Below are 16,694 nucleotides of genomic sequence, written 5' to 3' on the forward strand. Positions count from 1 at the left end.
GCCCGCGCGGGCGGCCACCAGCTTTCAGTCCAGCGCGGTCGCCCGGCTGACCGACTCCCAGGAGTCGAGATCCTTGGCCAGGGCCTCGATTTTGCCCCGGATCGCGTCCACCGCGTCGCCGCCGAGCGCGAGGCGCAGCGGTGCGTCAGGCGCGTCCACCGCCCGAAGGATCGCCGCCGCCGCTTTGGCCGGATCGCCGGGCTGGGTCCCGTCCATCCCCTCGATCGCGCCCCGGGTGGCCGCGGTCGATTCGGCGTAGGCGTGGATCTTCTGGGAGCGGTGCATCGCCGCGCCGCCGAACGACGTCCGGAACGCCCCCGGCTCCACGATCAGCACCTTGATCCCGAGCGGCGCCACTTCCGCCGCGAGCGCCTCGGACATCCCTTCCAGCGCGAATTTCGCCGCGCAGTAGGCCCCGAACGCGGGCGGCGCGAGCAGTCCGCCCATCGAGCTCATCTGCACGATGGTCCCGCTCCCCTGTTCCCGCAGCAGCGGCACGACGGCCTTGGTCATCGCGACCGCGCCGAAGAACATCACTTCCAGCACCGCGCGCAGGTCGGGCAGCGTCAGTTCCTCGACCGCGCCTACCGATCCATGGCCGGCGTTGTTGACCAGCACGTCGATCCGTCCGAACGCGTCCAGCGCGGTCCGCACCGCGGCGTCGATCCGCACCGGATCGGTGACGTCCAGCGCGACCGTGCGCACGCGGTTCCCGCCGGATCCGGCGAGGTCGGCGAGCGTCTCCGGATTGCGCGCGGTCGCGACGACCCGGTCCCCCGCGGCCAGCGCGGCCTGGGCGAGTTCGCGGCCGAAGCCGCTGGAGCACCCGGTGATCAGCCAGACGCGGCCGTCGGTTTCCTCGGTCATTGAGCAGTCCCTCCAGTGGTTTCTTCCGCCTCCGATCCTGGCGCGCGCCCGCCGGGGTCCGCCAACACCGGTTCGCTGGCGGGCTACAGTCTCAGCCTGTGACCCCTGAGCTGCGGCAGCTGCGCTACTTCGTCGCCGTCGCCGAAACGACGAGCTTCACGCGCGCGGCGGCGACCCTCCACCTCGCACAGCAGTCGCTCTCGCAGCAGATCACCGTGCTGGAACGCCAACTCGGCGCGACGCTCTTCGACCGCGACGCCCGCGGCACCCGGCTCACGCCGATCGGTGAACTTTTCCTGCCGGAAGCACGCGCGGTGCTCGCCCGCGCCGAACAAGCCGTCGCGACAGTCTCCCGCGCGGTCCGCGGCGAGATCGGCACCCTGCGGCTGGCTTTCCTTGCCAGCACGGCGAATTACTTGCTTCCGCCGGTCGTGCGCGCGGTGCGGGAACAGCTCCCGGAGCTGACCGTCACCACCGCCGAAGTCTCGATCGCCGAACTGGTCGACGGCCTGCGCGACGGCCGGTTCGACGCTGGCTTCACCCGTCCGCCGCTGGTCGACAGCCTGGAGACGCACACCCTCCTGACCGAAGAAGTCTGCGCGGTCCTGCCCTCCGGCCATCGGCTGGCCGACCGTTCGTCCCTGCGCTTGGCCGACCTCTCGGACGAGCCTTGGGTGCTGACGCCGCGCGCGTCGTGGGATCCCTGGCACCGCAAGTACGACGCCGATTTCGCCGCCGCCGGGTTCACGCCCGACGTGGTGCAGCGCACCGCGACCGTGCAGGGATTGCTGGGGCTGGTCGCCGCCGGGGTCGGCGTGACCCGGCTAGCCCGCTCCGCCCATAGCCTTCGCCGCACCGGCGTGGTGTTCGTGCCGTTGGAGGGCGAGTCCGCGCACACCGTGGTGGCATGGCGGTCGGACGGCCCGCGCCCGGCCGCGCTGCTGGACGTGGTGACCCGCCTGGCAGCGACGACGGACCTTTCCGGCGCGGGCTGACCGGCGCGTCAGCGTCCCCCTTTGTTCTTGTCCAGATCCATGGTCCGCATTTGCTGCACGAGCGCTTTTTCCTGCATTTCCTTCATCTCGGCGCGCTTCGCGTCCGAAATAGGCGTGTTCCCGTCGTGGCCGCGCAGCTCCGGCGGGTCGTAATCGCCGTTCTGCCAGCGCTGCCACATCGGGTCGTTCTTGTCCTTCGGGGCCTGGAATCCCCACTTGTCGAGCAGTTCGTCGGCCGATCCCTGGGGGTATTCGCCGGTCCGGCGCTGTTCGTAGGCCAAATGCGCCTCGGCCCGGCCGCCCGCGGTGAGCGGGTCGGTCCGCGCGAACGAATCGCCGGAGGCGGTCATGTCGGCGTGCGCTTTGGAGCCGGGTGCCGGGACGTAGGGCATGCCCTTGCCGCCGGCGTACATCTCGTCGACCATCCGGTGATAGGAATCCTCGGACCCGCGCATCCACCGCTGCTCGTCGTCGAAGTCCTTGAGCTCCTTTTTGAGCTTGGCGTCGTTGCCGTTTTCGATTTCGCTGCGGTGTTCGTTGAGATTGTCGCGGCGTGCCTGTTCGGCCTTCGCGTCTTCCGCCCGCTGTTTGTACGCATCCGCCGAAGCCTGCCGCTGCTCCGGGGTGTTTTCGATCCGTTCGCGCACTTCGGAGCCGTCCGGGTGCTGTTTTCCGGGCACCGGCCTGGTGTCGGTTCCGTAGGTGTGGATGCCGTGCTTCGGATCGTGGAAGTCCGGGTGGTGGACGTGTTTCGGGTCGTCGCCGTGGTAGACCTTGTCCTGCGGGCTCACATAGGTGTCGTGCGGCTGCCGCCCGGGCACCTGATAGGTCGGCCGGGTGTACTTGCCCTCCATGTGCGAGTAGCCCATTTGGTTGAGCTGCAGCACACCGGACGTGTCCTTGCGCTCGTAGGCCTGCCGCTGCGCGTGGGCATAGGTCAGCTGGTGCTCGTCGTGCGTCTTCCCGCCGGTGAAGCCGGAGGTGTGCATTTGCTTGCCGCTTCCGGTGCCCGGGTGTATCCGGTGGAAGTCGTGGCTTTCGTAATAGCCGAAACCGGCGTTCTCGAGGGCCTTTTCGTCGGAACGCTTCCGCGCGGCGCCGCTGCCGTCCTCCGCGGCTGCCTTGTGGAGCCCGGCGTGCTCGAGCTGGTTGGTCTGCTGCCCGTCGACCTTGTAGCCGTGCGCGTCGCCGATCCGCGCCGCTTCCTTGTTCCGGTCGCCGTAGGTGCCGGGCGGATTCGTCGGTTCCTTGGCGGCCTTCTTGGCCGGGGGCTGGCCGGAAGCGGTGTTGCCGCGTTTGCGTTTGTTGTTCGTTCGCGAGGCGTTCGCGGCGGCCTGCTGTTGTTGCTGCTGCTTCTGCATTTCCGCGAGCTTCTTCGGGCACGGCCCGACCGGGGCCGCGGTGAGGCCGAGCGGGTCGATCATGGCGGTCGGGTTGTCCACGTAGGCCAGCGAGTCCGGCGACGGGCCGAGGCCGAGCGGGTCGTGCGAGAGGTAGCGGCCGGTTTCCGGGTCGTAGTAGCGGTGCGTGTTGTAGTGCAGCCCGGTTTCCGGGTCGTAGTACTGGCCGGGGAATCGCAGCGGGGTTCGCGCGGTCCCGTCCTCCGCCATGACCGAACCCCACAGCGAGGTGCGCTGGTGCCCGGCCAGCGCGCCGGTGCCGTCGAGCAGTTCGGCGGGCGTGCCGGCCAGGTCGGTGACGACGGCGTGGAACCGTTCGGCGGGGCGTTCGCCGAGCGTCCGCTCGGTCTGCGCGAGCACCTCGTCGGAGTCCGGCAGCCAGTCCCACACGGTCGCGACCTGCGGGCGGCCGGGGACGCTGTGCACCTGCTCGGCGGGCTGGTAGTGGTCCCAGGCGAATTCGATCTGCTCGGCCACCGCGCCGGCCTGGTCGAGGCGCTGCTTGGCGACGCGCCTGCCGAGCGCGTCGTAGCGGTAGCGCCAGACCGTGCCGTCCGGGGTGCGCACGCCGGTCAGCCTGCTCGCCGAGTTCCACTGGTATTCCCACCGCTGCCCGCGGCGTTCCCGCGCCACGACCCGGCCCTCGGCGTCGTGGGTGTAGCGGGTCTCGCCCGCGGACTCGATCAGGGTGCCGCGGTAGGTCCGGGGGCCCGCCGCGGCCGGGTCTCCCGGCCAGCCGGCTTCGGTGAGCGCGCCGGCCGCGTCGTAGCCGTAGGTTTCCCGCCAGCCCGGGCCCCGGACCGCGCTGACCCGGCCGCCGGGGCCGACCTCGAACGAACGCGGCCCGGCCAGCAGATCGCCTGTCGCGTAAAGGTTTCCGTCCGGCAGGTAGCGGTAGTCGCGCTGCTGCATCGTCTCCTCGCCGCGCAGCACGGTCTGCCCGCGCAGCTTGCCGGTCGAGGTCCAGTGCTGGCGCAGCTCCGCCACCGGCGAGGTCCCGGCGAAGAGCCGGCGCACCGTTTCCTGGCCCGCCGCGTCGTACTCGAACCGCAGCGTGCGGCCCGCGGTGGTGATCGCGGTCGGGCGGTCCGCGGAGTCGTAGCCGACCGACGATTCCGCCCCGGTGGGCGTGCGGCGGCCGGTCCGCCTGCCGAGCGCGTCGTACTGGGACCGCACGACGCGGCCGTTGATCGACTCGGACACCAGCTGCCCGGTCGCGTCGTAGTCGAAGCGGACTTCGGTCTCGCCGTTGCGGGCCAGCACCATGCGGTCCGAGTGGTCGTAGGCGAATTCGGCGACGTCGTCGTCCGCGGTGCGCCGCACCAGCCTGCCGAGCGCGTCGTATTCGAGCGCGATCGCCTGTCCGGCCGCGTTGACCCGGCGGACGAGCTGCCCGGCCGCGTCGTAGCCGTAGCGGAGGACCCGGCCGTTGTAGTCGGTCTCCGCGACGACCCGGCCCGCCTGGTCGTACTCGTAGCGCCAGACGAGACCGCGTTCGTTCGTCACCGTCGTGAGCCGCAGTTCGGTGTCGTAGCCGAAGCGCCGGACGCCGCCGTCCGGGTCCTGTTCGGACACCGGCAGGCCGAACGCGCCGTACTCGACCCGGTGCACGCCGCCGCGAGGGTCGACCGACTCCTCGACGTTGCCGACCGCCTTGAAACCGAATTTGCTGACCGTGCCGTCGGCGTTGCGCTGCTGCACCAGATCGCCGGCCGCGTTGCGCACCCGTTCCACGAACGCGCCGGTGGGGCCGGTGATCGAGACGATCCCGCCGAGCGCGTCGTAGCCGTACCGGGTCACCGCGCCGTCGGGAGCGGTGATCGTCGTGGGCAGACCGGCCGCGTCGGACTCGATCCGGGTGACGCCGCCGAGCGCGTCGGTCCGCGTCGCCACCGCTCCGGTGACCGGGTCGTAGGTGTAGGCCGTGACGCCGCCCGCCGGATCGATTTCCTTGACCAGGTTGCCTTGTTCGTCGTACTCGTAGCGCCAGACGTCACCGGCTGGACCGGTCGTCGAGATCGGCAGGCCGCGCTCGTCGTACTCGTTCGCCAGCCGCGTGCCGTCCGGGCGGGTGACCGCGACGACGTTGCCGAGGACGTCGTACTCCCAGCGGGTGGCGTGGCCGAGCGCGTTGACGCTTGCGGTGACCCGGCCGTATTCGTCGTATTCGGTGGTCGAGGTGTTGCCGAGCGGGTCGGTCTCGGCGACGACCTTCAGCTGTTCGTTGAGCTGGAAGCGGCGGACCGCGCCGAGGGAGTCGGTGACTGTGGTGACCAGGTTCTCCCGGTCGTAGGACAGCTCGGTGTCGAGGTAGCCGCCGTCGCCCCGGGCGCGCACGCACCGGCCGGCACTGTCGTACTGGTAGCCATACCAGCGGCCGTTGACGTCGTCCCAGCGCACCATCCGGCCGTCGGCGTCGTAGCGGAACTTGTGCGAGGTGCCGACCGCGTCGACGACCTCGACGAGCCGCCGGGCGGAGTCGTAGCGGTACTCCCGGAGCGCCACCGGCGCGGCCGGCACGCGCAACGCGGTGACCAGCCCGTCCGCCGAGTCGATCGTGACCCGGTAGCCGCCGGAGTGCTCCAGCGCCACCGGCACGCCGTCCTCGTAGCGGAAGACGATCCAGTTGCCCGAGCTGTCGGCCAAGGCGTGCAGGCGGAGGGTGCGGTCGTCGGCGTCGCCGGTGAAGTAGCGGATGACGCTGCTCTGCGGGTCGCCGACGATGAACCCGGTGGTGATCCGGCGCAGCGCGAGGTACGGCCCGTCGTCAGTCGCCACGGCCTCGATGCCGCGTGGGAAAGGGAAGCGGACCAGCACGCCGTTCGGGGCTGCGTAGTGCAGGCCGTCATCGCGGATCTCGAGCCGTTCGTCCAGCGTGGAGGACCAGGTGGGGCCGAAGAACCCGCCGGAGCGGTAGGACGAGCGGTGGGTCCGTTCCACCGTCAGCGGCAGCATTCCCGGCAGGCGCAGGTCCTCTTGGACGAGGAACACCGCGCCGGTGGCGACGTCGATCGGGTCGCCGCAGTCCCTGATCTCTTTGGGGTCGGTGTGGTGTTCGGCGGGGTTCTGGCTCTGGTTGCCCCTCGGCTGCTGCGTCGAGGACGTGTGTACTTCGTTGCCGCCGGTCTCGTGCGATCCGGAGCCGCCCTGGCCGCCTTGGTGCCCGCCGTCCGGGCTGCCACCGCCTTCGGAACCGCTGGAGTGGGTATTGCCGGTATTTCCGTGATGCCCGCCGCTTCCTTCGGCTCCGGAGGCGTGCGTGCTGTCGTTGCCGCCGGGGTTCGACCGGGTGCCGCCGCCCTCGGATTTGACGTTGATGTCCTTGGGCGTGTGCGTGGGAGCGTTCTTGCCGCCCTTGAGCCCCTTCAACGCCTTCCCGGCGTCCTCGAACAGCGTCCCGGCCTTCTTCAGCAGCGGGATGAGCGCCTTGAAGGCTTTGACCAGCTTGGTGGTGATCTGGGTGATCTTGGACGCGGTCTTCGCGACCGCCGCGGCGACCTGCGGGCCCACCCAGGCCATCCCGATCCCGGCGGTGAGCAGGACCTGCAGCGCCCAGGAGATCAGGTGCCCGACCAGATCCGCGATCGTGTCCCGCACCAGCGACCGGACCGCCGCGACGATCTCGCCCGCGGTCTTGACGCCGCTGGCCGCGCCCTCGGAACCCTTCTGGGCGCTGGCGATCAGGGCGGAGGTGTCCCCGGCCCGCTTGCGGTAGCTGTCGGCGGCCTCGCCCTGCCAGCTCTCGAGGTCTTTCTTGACGAGGTCGCCGAGGTCGGCGGAGACGCCTTCGAGTTCCTTCGCGACGTTGGTCCAGGTCTGCGCCTGCGAGCTGATCTGGTCGGCGTTGCCGGTGAGCGCGTCGAGGGCTTGCTTGAGCGGGCCGACGTGCTCCATCAGCCACCCGACGCCCGCGGCGAAGATCGCGCCGAACGGGTCCATGACGGCGGTGAGAACGTCGAGCGCGGTGCCGACGGCCCCGATCGCGACCGCGGCCCAGTTCTTGCTCTCGATCGCGTCCTTGAGCCCGGTGGCGTCCTCCAGCAACGGGACCCCGGCCATCGCCGAGGTCTCCTTCACCGGCGCCACCAATGGATTGCTCACGTTGTTCCCTCCGCCCGCTGCTGCGTTGATCACGGTACCTACCGGGTTCCGGGACTGCGCGCAGCAGCCTTGACCTGCGGAGCACGGGCTGCCGTTCCGAGATACTGCCGCGGTGACGTACGCCGAGTGGATGGTCGAGCGGGCGCAGGATTTCGACTCGCTGCGCGGCAGGCGCATCGAGTCGTGGGCGGGCGTGGAGATGGCACTGCGGGAATACGGCCCGGACGGCGGTCCCCAGTTCACCGATCCGGCGGTGCCCTGCCTGCAGTTGTGGGGCATGCAGGCGTATCTGGACGATGGCCGCGCGCTGAGGATCGGCACGTACCAAGACGACGACCTGTTCGGGTTGCGGCCGCAACGCCGTCCGGATCCCCGGCTCGAGAACCGGGAGAGGCGGACGGCATCTATCGCTGGACGGCGCTGAGCGAACTTCCGACCGGCCGGGTCGAGGACGTAGTTGTCTTCGCTGAAGAAGGCGTGCTCGCCGAAGTCGATCTGCGTGTCGGCGGCCAGCCGCTGGTGCTGGTCGCGGGCGAGTTGGTGGAATCCGGGACCGTGCTGTCGTTCATCCGGCTCGACGAGTCAGTGCTGGTCTTCACCGATCCCGCCGCGGCCGAGCGCGTCCAGTGGTCCACGCCGCGGCTCGGCCGCGTCCGGATCGATCCGCGGCCGAAGGTCAGCTTTCGCTGACCTTCACCGAAAACGCGTCGATGCTCATCCCCGCCCCCGGCGTGATGTCCGCGCCCGGGCTGGTGCACCCGCACACCTTGTTCGGATAGGACCCGCCGATCGCCACGTCGAAGATCGCGAAGAACCCGTGATCCACCGCCGCCTTCCACGTGGCGTCGGACACCTGGTTCTGCTTCACCGCGAAGGTTTCCTTGCCGTCCAAGGAGAACCGCAGCTCTTCGGCGGCCGCGTCCCGGCGGTCGACCACCACCGAATACGTGTGGTACCCGGTCTTGCAGCCGCCGCAGTCCAGCAGATCGCTGCTGATCCCGTCCGGATCGTGGCACTCCCCCGCCCACTGTCCACAGTGGAACGTGCTGGAATGCTTGTCCAGCGCGTTCACGTTCTCCATGATGTCCAGTTCGCCGATGCTCGGCCAGTTCGTCGCGCCGACCGGTCGCGCGTCCGCGCCCATCGCCCAGAACGCGGGCCAGTAGCCGAGGCCGTGCTCGGGATCCGGCTGCTGGATCGTCGCGCTCATCTCCATCTGCCCTCCCGCCGGTGCGCCGAAATCGGTGCGCTGGGTTTCGATCCGGCCGGACGTCCACGCGCCGTTCGCGTCCCGCAGCGGCTTGATCACCAGGTGCCCGGCTCCGTCGTGGTAGACGTTGTCCGTCGAGTCGGTCGACGTCTCGATCTCCCCGGTCCCCCAGTTCGCCGCGCCGCCGGGGTAGCCGGTTCCCTTGTCGTAGAGCCAGTTCTGCGGGTCGAGACCGGTGCCGGCGGGGCCGTCGAAGGTGTCCTCGAACACCGTGGTCCAGGTTTCGGCTGCCTGCGCGGGCGCGGCGGCCATCGACACGGCGGCCACGGCGGCCAGGATGAGCGGGGTTCGGCGCATGGTTCGCCTTCCGGTCGAGGGGTGGTCTCAGCAGGGTCGGCCGCCGCCGTTGACCAGTCAAAACAGTCTGCCTGCCGGTTCCGCGGCACCGGTGCGCGCGGGCAGAGCGGGCCCGGAAAGGTTTGAACCACTGCGCGCCGGGGTACCGCGAGGGTGGGAGAACCACACCCCCTTTGCGTCCCCCGCGGCCGCCGCTGCCGATCTAGCCTGGTCCCATGAGCGACAGCAACCTCCTCGGCGAGTTCCTGCGGGCCCGGCGCGGCACCACCGCCCCGGCGGACGCGGACGTGCTCGGCGACACCCGGCGCCGGGTCAGCGGCCTGCGCCGGGAGGAGGTCGCGCAGCTGGCCGGGGTGAGCACCGACTACTACGTGCGGCTTGAGCAGGGCCGGGAGCGCACGCCGTCGGCGCAGGTCGTCGACGCGCTCGGCCGGGCGCTGCGACTCGACGACGAGGCGCTCGCCCACCTGCATTCGCTGGCCCGGCCGAAGCGGCCGAGGCGGCGCCCGGCGAAGGAGCGCGTCAGCCCGCGGCTGGTGCAGCTGATGGACGCGTGGCCGCGGACGCCCGCGGTCGTGCTCGGCCGGTGCATGACCGTGCTCGCGTCGAATCTGCTCGGCGAAGCACTGTTCGGCGGGCACGAATACAGCGGCGACCTGCTGCGGCTGGTGTTCCTCGATCCCGGAGCCCGGGACTTCTATCCGGATTGGGAGCGGGTCGCGGTCAACACCGTTGGCGGCCTGCGGTCGGCGGCGGGCGCCGACCTGGACGATCCGCTCCTGATCGAGGCGGTCGGCGAATTGTCGCTCAAGAGCGCCGATTTCCGCCGGTTGTGGGCGCGCCACGACCTCCGGCAGAAAACGCACGAGACGAAACGGTTCCGGCATCCGCTCGTCGGGATGCTCAGCCTGCACTACGAATCGATGACCGTGAACAGCGCTCCCGGCCAGCAACTCGTGGTGTACCAAGCGGATCCGGGCAGTCCGTCGGAGGCCGCGCTGGGGCTGCTGGGCAGTCTCGCCGCCGGCGACCGTCCGCGCCGCTGACGCTTTTTCCGCGATTTCCGAATTCCTTCAGGGGTAGTTCCATGTCTGAAAACACTGAACCCGTCTGGTTCATCACCGGATGTTCCACCGGTCTCGGCCGCGCGCTCGCGACCGCCGTCCTCGAACGCGGCCTGCGCGCGGTCGTGACGGCCCGCGATCCGGAACGCGTCGCGGACCTCGTCGCCGCGTATCCCGGCCGCGCGGTCCCGGTCGCGCTCGACGTCACCGACCAGCAGCAGATCACCGCCGCGGTCGCCGAGGCGCACCGCGCCTTCGGCCAGATCGACGTGCTCGTCAACAACGCAGGCTACGGCTACCTCGCCGCCGCCGAAGAGGGCGAGGACGCCGAGATCCGCGCGTTGTTCGAGGCCAACGTCTTCGGCCTGATGGCGCTCACCCGCGCCGCCCTGCCGGGGATGCGGGCGCGGCGAAGCGGCCACGTCGTTTCGGTCTCGTCGCTCGGCGGCCTGGCCGCCTTCGGCGCGACCGGCTACTACCACGCCACGAAGTTCGCCGTCGAAGGCTTCAGCGAGTCGCTCGCCGCCGAGGTCGGACCGCTCGGCATCGGTGTCACGATCGTCGAACCGGCCGCGTTCCGCACCAACTGGTCGGGCCCGTCCATGCGGGAATCCGCCATCCGCATCGACGACTACGCCGACACCGCGGGCGCGCGCCGGACCTCGACGCTCGCCACCTACGGCAAGCAGCCCGGCGACCCGGACCGCGCCGCGACCGCGGTCATCGACGCCGTCACCTCCCCCGAACCGCCGCTGCGCCTGCTGCTCGGGCAAGCGGCCTACGACATCGCCACCGCCCGCCTCGACACCCTCCGCAAAACGTTCGACAACTGGCGCGACGTCACGCTGTCCGCCGACTTCCCGAAGGAATCCGAATGAGCAAGATCGCCCTGATCACCGGTGCCAGCAGCGGCATCGGCGAAGCCACCGCCCGCCGGCTCGCCGCCGGCGGCTGGCACGTGATCGCCGGAGCGCGCCGCGAAGACCGCCTGGCCGAGCTCGCCGCCAGCGCGGACGGCATCGAAGTCCACCGCCTCGACGTGACCGACCGCGCCGACGTCGCCGAGTTCGTCGACCGCGCGGTGCGCGACCACGGCGAGATCGACGCGTTCATCGCGAACGCCGGCGTGATGCCGCTGTCCCGATTGGACGCCGGGCTGGTCGAGGAATGGGACCAGATGATCGACGTCAACGTCCGGGGCCTGCTGCACGGCATCGCCGCCGCGCTGCCGCATTTCACCCGCCAGCGCCGCGGCCACTTCGTGACTGTCGCGTCGATCGGCGCGTACCAGGTCACGCCCACCGCGGCGGTGTACTGCGGGACGAAATACGCGGCGTGGGCGATCACCGAGGGCCTGCGGCTGGAGTGCGACCCGTCGATCCGCGTCACCACGGTCTCCCCCGGCGTCGTGACCTCCGAGCTGGCGGACACGATCAGCGATCCGGAGACGCAGGAGGTCATGCGGATCTACCGCAAGGACGCGATCGAACCGAAAGCGATCGGCGACGCCATCGCCTACGCTCTCGACCAGCCGGCCGACGTCGACGTCAGCGAGATGATCGTGCGCCCGGCCCGGCAACGCTGAGCGAAGGAGGCGCGCATGCCGCAGTACCTGCTCGGGATCTATCAGCCCGACAGCGGGACCCCGGAACCCGAGGTGCTGGCGGACATCGCCGCGCGCCTCGACGCGGTGACCGACGAGATGAAAGCGACCGGCGTCTGGGTGTTCTCCGGCGGGCTGCATCCGGCGCCCGCCGCTCGAGTCGTCCGCGCTTCCGGCGAGGACGTCCTGTACACCGACGGGCCGTTCGCCGAGGGCAAGGAACACCTGGGCGGCTTCACCGTCGTGACCGCGCCCGACCCGGAGGCGGCGACCGAATGGGCGCGGCGGATCTCGGAAATCACCACGCTGCCGGTGGAAGTCCGGCAGTTCCATTGATCTCGACGGCCGTGCTCGAGCGGATCTTCCGCGCCGAGCACGGCCGCGCGGTCGCGGTGCTGGCCCGCGTCTTCGGCGATCTCGGCCTCGCCGAGGACGCGGTCCAGGAGGCGTGCGCGATCGCCACCGTGAAATGGCGTTCCGAAGGACTTCCGCCCAGTCCCGCGGGCTGGCTCGTCACCACCGCCCGCAACCGCGGAATCGACCGGCTCCGCCGCGAATCCACCCGCGCCGCCCGGCACGCGCAAGCCGCGCTCCTGCACGCCGCCGAACCGTTCGACGAAGGCGCGGTCCCCGACGAACGCTTGCGGCTGATCTTCACCTGCTGCCATCCCGCGCTCGGCACGGCCGCCCGGGTCGCCCTCACCCTGCGGTTGCTGGGCGGGCTCACCACCGCCGAGATCGCGCACGCGTTCCTCCTGCCGGAACCCACGCTGGCGCAACGGCTGGTGCGCGCGAAAGCCAAGATCCGCGACGCCCGGATCCCCTACCGCGTGCCCGCCGCCGCCGACCTCCCGGAGCGGCTCAACGCCGTCCTCGCGGTGCTGTACTTGATCTTCACCGAAGGCCACACCGCCAGCACCGGCCCGGACCTCACGCGGCCGGACTTGGCCGCGGAGGCGATCCGCCTGACCCGGATCCTGGCCGCGCTGCTGCCCGGCGAACCCGAAGTGCTGGGCTTGCTCGCGCTGCAGCTGCTCACCGAATCCCGCCGCGCGGCCCGGCTCGACGCCGACGGGATCCCGGTGCTGCTGCCCGACCAGGACCGCGACCGCTGGGACTGGACCTTGATCGCCGAGGGCCAAGACCTGGTCCGCCAGTGCCTGCGGCTCGACCGCCCCGGGCCGTACCAGATCCAGGCCGCGATCAACGCCGTGCACAGCGACGGCACCGACTGGACCCAGATCCTCGCCCTCTACGACCAGCTGCTCGCCCTGGCCCCGACTCCGGTCGTCGCGCTGAACCGCGCCGTCGCGGTCGCCGAGGTCGAAGGCCCGGCCGTCGCACTGACCATTGTGGACAGTCTGGACCTCGGCAGCCGGCACCTGTTCCACGCCGTCCGGGCCGACCTGCTCGCCCGGCTGGGCCGGACCGCCGACGCCGCCGAGGCCTACGACGAAGCCCTCCGCCTGGTCGCCAACGAGGCCGAACGCCTTCTCCTGCAACGCAAACGCGCCGCCCTCAGTCCGGCTTCCCGCGACTGATCACTCCTTCGACGATCTTCGTCAGGTGCGCGCCGACGTTCTCGACGCCGCCGTTCTGCACCGCGATCTGCGCCCCTTCCATCGCGAACGTCAGCTCCGCCGCGCCCAGTTCCGGATCGGGCAGGCCGAGGCCCGCGCACATCGCCCGGAGCCTGGCGAACTGACGGGTCTTGTGCTCGCTGATCAGCCGCCGCGCGGGATGGTCCGGGTCGGGCAGTTCGGCGACGGAGTTCGTGAACGGGCAGCCGCGGTGGGAGAACTCGGGCAGCCCGTCGACGATGAACCGCCCCACCGCGCGGATCTGCTCCGCGAAATCGCCCGGATGCTCCTGCTCGGCGGCGTCGAAGGCCGCGGAGTAGTCGTGCACGACGATCCGCAGCCACTCCGCGATGAGCGCGTCCTTGGTGCCGAAGTGCCGGTAGATCGCCATCTTCGTGGTCCCGGCGCGGTCCGCGATCGCCTGGACGCCGACGCGCACCACGCCCTCGTTGAGGAAGAGCTCCTCGGCCGCGTCGAGGATCCGCTCGCGAGGCGGCAACGTCGCGACCCTCGTCGGCCGCCGGTCGGAGGTGCTCGTCATCAATCCGTCCTCGGGGCTGGCAATGCGGTTCGGCACGAGCTACGGTACACAACCGTCCCCCGTGATACCACTCGGTATCATTCGATACGCATAAGTCTCATGAAGGGCCTTCTGGTGAAAATCTCCGAATACGCGAGCTGCGACGCGGTCGCCCTGGCGGACCTGATCGCCCGAGGCGAGGTAACGGCGGCCGAGGTCGCCGACGCGGCCGCGCGGGCTGTCGAGGCTGTCAATCCGCAGATCAACGCGGTAGTCGAAACCTGGCCGCCCGAGGACACCCCGGCCCCTGGCTCCGCCCCGCTCGCAGGCGTGCCGTTCCTGATCAAAGACCTGGGCGTCACCATGGCAGGCAAGCGCAGCGAACTGGGCAGCCGCTTGGCCGCAGGCGCCGTGTCCGCCGAAGACTCGTACCTCATGCGCCGCTTCCGCCAGGCGGGCTTGGTGACGATCGGCCGCACGACCACTCCGGAAATGGCCTACAGCACCACGACCGAACCGGAGTTCTACGGCACGACCCGCAACCCGTGGTCCCTCGACCGGAGCGCAGGCGGCTCCAGCGGCGGCTCCGGAGCCGCGGTCGCCGCCGGAATCGTCCCCGCCGCGCACGCCACCGACGCCGCGGGTTCCATCCGAGTTCCCGCTTCCAGCAACGGATTGTTCGGCCTGAAGCCGACCCGAGGCCGGGTTTCGCAAGGCCCGGGCGCCGACGAGGTCTTCAACGGACTAGCCGTACAGGGCAGCCTGAGCCGGACCGTCCGCGACAGCGCCGTCCTGCTGGACCTGATCGAAGGCCCTGAACCCGGCGACCCGTACTTCGCCGCCCGACCGGACCTCCCCTACGCCACGGAAGCCCAACTGCCCCCAGGCCGCCTGCGGGTAGCAGTCCTGCGCAACCCTTGGGGCGGCCGACAGCCGACCGCGCCGGTCTCCGCCGCCCTGACCGAAACCGTGCGCCTGCTGGAATCCCTGGGCCACGAGGTCGAAGAGACCCCGCTGGATCTCGGCGTCTCCTGGGAAGAATTCGTCCTCGGCAACGCCCGGATGTGGACCGCCAACCTGGCCCCGTGGATCGACGGCATCGCCGCCGCGACCGGCCGCCCGGTCGACGAGACCACCCTGGAACCGATCACTCTCGCCAGCTACCGCTACGGCCACCAGGTCACCGCCGACGAGCTCATCCGTGCCCTGGCCATCCGCAACCAGGTCTCCCGAACCTTCGCCCGGCACTTCGCCCGCTACGATCTCCTGCTCTCCCCCACCCTGCCGGAGCCGCCCGTCCCGCTCGGCGTCTACGGCGAGGGCGCCGGCCACCTGGACGGCCTGGGCTGGCTCGACCGCCTCCTCGACCGCTCGCCCTACACCGCCGCCGCCAACGTCTCGGGCGTCCCGTCGATGTCCGTCCCCCTGGCCGCGGACGCGGGTCTCCCGATCGGCATGCAGTTCACCGCCGCCTTCGGCCGCGAAGACCTGCTGTTCCGCCTGGCCGGACAGCTCGAACAGGCCGCCCCGTGGACCCACCGCAAGCCCCCGGTCTGGGCGGGCGAATGACCCGTTGAGTCCACAGTGGACAGCTGGCCCGGCGGTGACCCGCGTCCCAGCTGCCGCGAACCCCGACGGGCCCGTCCAGGTTCTCGCTAGACTTGGCGGGCGATGCGACGATTCCGGTGGTGGTGGGGGGCGCTGGTCCTCGCCTGCGTAGCTGTCCTCGTGGGCTTTTTCGTCTTTTTCGGCACCGAGAGCCGCCCAGGCCAGCCGTTTCCGCGCCAAGGCCCGCCCGGCCGCGGCCCGCTGACCATCGTCTCGCTCGGCGACAGCACCGTGTCCGGCGAAGGCGCCGGCGCCTACACCCCCGACACGGACGGCAAGAACGGCGACTGGTGCCACCGCTCGTCGGCCGCGTTCGTGCAAAAGGTCCGTATCCCCGGTGTCTCCGCCCGGGTCAACCTGGCTTGCTCAGGCGCCCCCGCCGCGCAGGTCGCGCTGGGCGAGGCCAAACAGTGGGGCGAACGCTCCCAAGCCGCACAGCTGGCCGACGTGGTGAAAGACCACCGGGTCTCCGCGGTGGTGATCGCCGTGGGCGCGAACGACGACCCGAAGTTCTCCGCGCAAGTGAGCGAATGCTTCAAAGCCTGGTTCTCCGCAGGCGGCCCGTCCTGCAACGTCGCCCTCAAGGAAACCTGGAAGTCCAAAGTGGACGCGATGGTGCCCAAAGCGGCAAACGCGGTAGGCGACGTGAAAAAGGTACTGGCCGACGCCGGATACGTCCCCGCGGATTACCAACTGGTGCTCCAATCCTACGCGACCCCAGTCGGCCCGAACATCCCGCAAGACCTGCAAAGCCTCAACGGCTGCCCCTTCCGCACCGACGACCTGCAGTGGATTTCGTCCACCGGGATCAGCACGCTTTCCGCAGGCATCAAACAAGCCGCCGCACAATCCGGCGCCCGCTTCCTGGACCTGGCCCGAGCAGGCGAAAACCACGAAGCCTGCTCCGGCGGCCCGAACCCGGCATCAGAATGGTTCACCAGGCTCACCCTGCACCTGAACGACCTCGCCCAGATCGACCGGGCGAGCCACGCACTGCAGGAATCCTTCCACCCCAACGCCGCCGGACACGCCGCGATCGCCGACTGCCTGACGGACTTCCTCACCACGCAACAAGGCAACGCCTCCTGCCTGACCGCCCCCGACGGAAAACTCCACGCCGTCCCCGAACCAGTCAGCTGACTCCCCGCGCGCCACTCACCCCGGCCCCCGGCAGCCTCCCCCGTGAAGGCCACCTTCACAGCCCCTGATTCCCCCAGGGTTCCCCTCACGACCCGCGCCCCACCCACCAAACCGCAACCGACGCACCCAACCCACCAGCGCAGCCACACCCGGCCCCGCACCCCGATACGAAGCCAAAAACGCGGCGCGGGGGGGGGGGTTTGGGGGGGCTTTTCCCCTCTTGGCCCCCTCCCCCTCCCTTTTTTTTTT

General features: G+C 70.5%; 14 protein-coding genes. 10 read left to right on the forward strand and 4 right to left on the reverse strand.

Annotation, left to right across the window (positions count from 1 at the left end; translation table 11 throughout):
• Positions 1–24 precede the first annotated feature (24 nt).
• Entirely contained in the window at positions 25–867 is an 843-nt protein-coding gene (locus tag ACZ7SW_RS08035) for an oxidoreductase (protein WP_470229657.1), read from the reverse strand.
• A gap of 98 nt (positions 868–965) precedes the next feature.
• On the opposite strand from ACZ7SW_RS08035, the gene ACZ7SW_RS08040 reads away from it, so the two are divergent.
• Complete coding sequence (locus tag ACZ7SW_RS08040; RefSeq protein ID WP_470229658.1) at positions 966–1,862, forward strand: LysR family transcriptional regulator; 897 nt, start codon at positions 966–968, stop codon at positions 1,860–1,862.
• A gap of 8 nt (positions 1,863–1,870) precedes the next feature.
• Here the strand turns inward: ACZ7SW_RS08040 and ACZ7SW_RS08045 are convergent, their stop codons facing one another.
• Positions 1,871–7,363: an RHS repeat-associated core domain-containing protein gene (locus ACZ7SW_RS08045; RefSeq protein WP_470229659.1), complete on the reverse strand. Its 5,493-nt coding sequence runs from the start codon at positions 7,361–7,363 to the stop codon at positions 1,871–1,873.
• A 112-nt stretch (positions 7,364–7,475) separates the two neighbouring features.
• Here ACZ7SW_RS08045 and ACZ7SW_RS08050 point away from each other — a divergent pair, with 112 nt between their 5' ends.
• Together ACZ7SW_RS08050 and ACZ7SW_RS08055 are read left to right on the forward strand one after the other, a co-directional pair.
• Positions 7,476–7,787: a hypothetical protein gene (locus tag ACZ7SW_RS08050; RefSeq protein WP_470229660.1), complete on the forward strand. Its 312-nt coding sequence runs from the start codon at positions 7,476–7,478 to the stop codon at positions 7,785–7,787.
• A gap of 53 nt (positions 7,788–7,840) precedes the next feature.
• A complete protein-coding gene (locus ACZ7SW_RS08055; RefSeq protein ID WP_470229661.1) occupies positions 7,841–8,053 on the forward strand; it encodes a hypothetical protein in 213 nt (70 codons plus the stop codon).
• Here the strand turns inward: ACZ7SW_RS08055 and ACZ7SW_RS08060 are convergent.
• The gene (locus ACZ7SW_RS08060) at positions 8,040–8,930 is read right to left on the reverse strand and encodes a glycoside hydrolase family 16 protein (protein WP_470229662.1); all 891 of its coding nucleotides are present in this window, start codon (positions 8,928–8,930) and stop codon (positions 8,040–8,042) included. The two genes, ACZ7SW_RS08055 and ACZ7SW_RS08060, sit on opposite strands and share 14 nt — an antisense overlap.
• A gap of 215 nt (positions 8,931–9,145) precedes the next feature.
• On the opposite strand from ACZ7SW_RS08060, the gene ACZ7SW_RS08065 reads away from it, so the two are divergent.
• From ACZ7SW_RS08065 to ACZ7SW_RS08085, 5 genes are read left to right on the forward strand one after another with little or no spacing between them, the layout of a single operon-like run.
• A complete protein-coding gene (locus tag ACZ7SW_RS08065) occupies positions 9,146–9,976 on the forward strand; it encodes a helix-turn-helix transcriptional regulator (RefSeq protein ID WP_470229663.1) in 831 nt (276 codons plus the stop codon).
• Positions 9,977–10,017: 41 nt separating this feature from the next.
• Positions 10,018–10,872 (forward strand): oxidoreductase, encoded by an 855-nt coding sequence (locus tag ACZ7SW_RS08070; RefSeq protein WP_470229664.1) that lies wholly within the window; start codon positions 10,018–10,020, stop codon positions 10,870–10,872.
• Positions 10,869–11,579 carry an SDR family oxidoreductase gene (locus tag ACZ7SW_RS08075; protein ID WP_470229665.1) on the forward strand — a complete coding sequence of 237 codons (711 nt, stop codon included), beginning with the start codon at positions 10,869–10,871 and terminating at the stop codon, positions 11,577–11,579. The genes ACZ7SW_RS08070 and ACZ7SW_RS08075 overlap by 4 nt, the downstream gene beginning before the upstream one ends.
• A 15-nt stretch (positions 11,580–11,594) precedes the next feature.
• Entirely contained in the window at positions 11,595–11,933 is a 339-nt protein-coding gene (locus tag ACZ7SW_RS08080; protein ID WP_470229666.1) for a YciI family protein, read from the forward strand.
• Positions 11,873–13,138 carry an RNA polymerase sigma factor gene (locus tag ACZ7SW_RS08085; RefSeq protein WP_470229667.1) on the forward strand — a complete coding sequence of 422 codons (1,266 nt, stop codon included), beginning with the start codon at positions 11,873–11,875 and terminating at the stop codon, positions 13,136–13,138. The genes ACZ7SW_RS08080 and ACZ7SW_RS08085 overlap by 61 nt, the downstream gene beginning before the upstream one ends.
• On the opposite strand, the gene ACZ7SW_RS08090 is transcribed toward ACZ7SW_RS08085, so the two are convergent.
• Positions 13,116–13,718, reverse strand: a complete 603-nt coding sequence (locus tag ACZ7SW_RS08090) for a TetR/AcrR family transcriptional regulator (protein ID WP_470229668.1) — start codon at positions 13,716–13,718, stop codon at positions 13,116–13,118. The two genes, ACZ7SW_RS08085 and ACZ7SW_RS08090, sit on opposite strands and share 23 nt — an antisense overlap.
• Before the next feature lie 114 nt (positions 13,719–13,832).
• On the opposite strand from ACZ7SW_RS08090, the gene ACZ7SW_RS08095 reads away from it, so the two are divergent.
• A complete protein-coding gene (locus tag ACZ7SW_RS08095; protein ID WP_470229669.1) occupies positions 13,833–15,266 on the forward strand; it encodes an amidase in 1,434 nt (477 codons plus the stop codon).
• Positions 15,267–15,368: 102 nt separating this feature from the next.
• Positions 15,369–16,445 carry a GDSL-type esterase/lipase family protein gene (locus tag ACZ7SW_RS08100; protein WP_470229670.1) on the forward strand — a complete coding sequence of 359 codons (1,077 nt, stop codon included), beginning with the start codon at positions 15,369–15,371 and terminating at the stop codon, positions 16,443–16,445.
• Positions 16,446–16,694: the final 249 nt, after the last annotated feature.

The organism is Amycolatopsis sp. NPDC114484 (genome assembly GCF_055633755.1).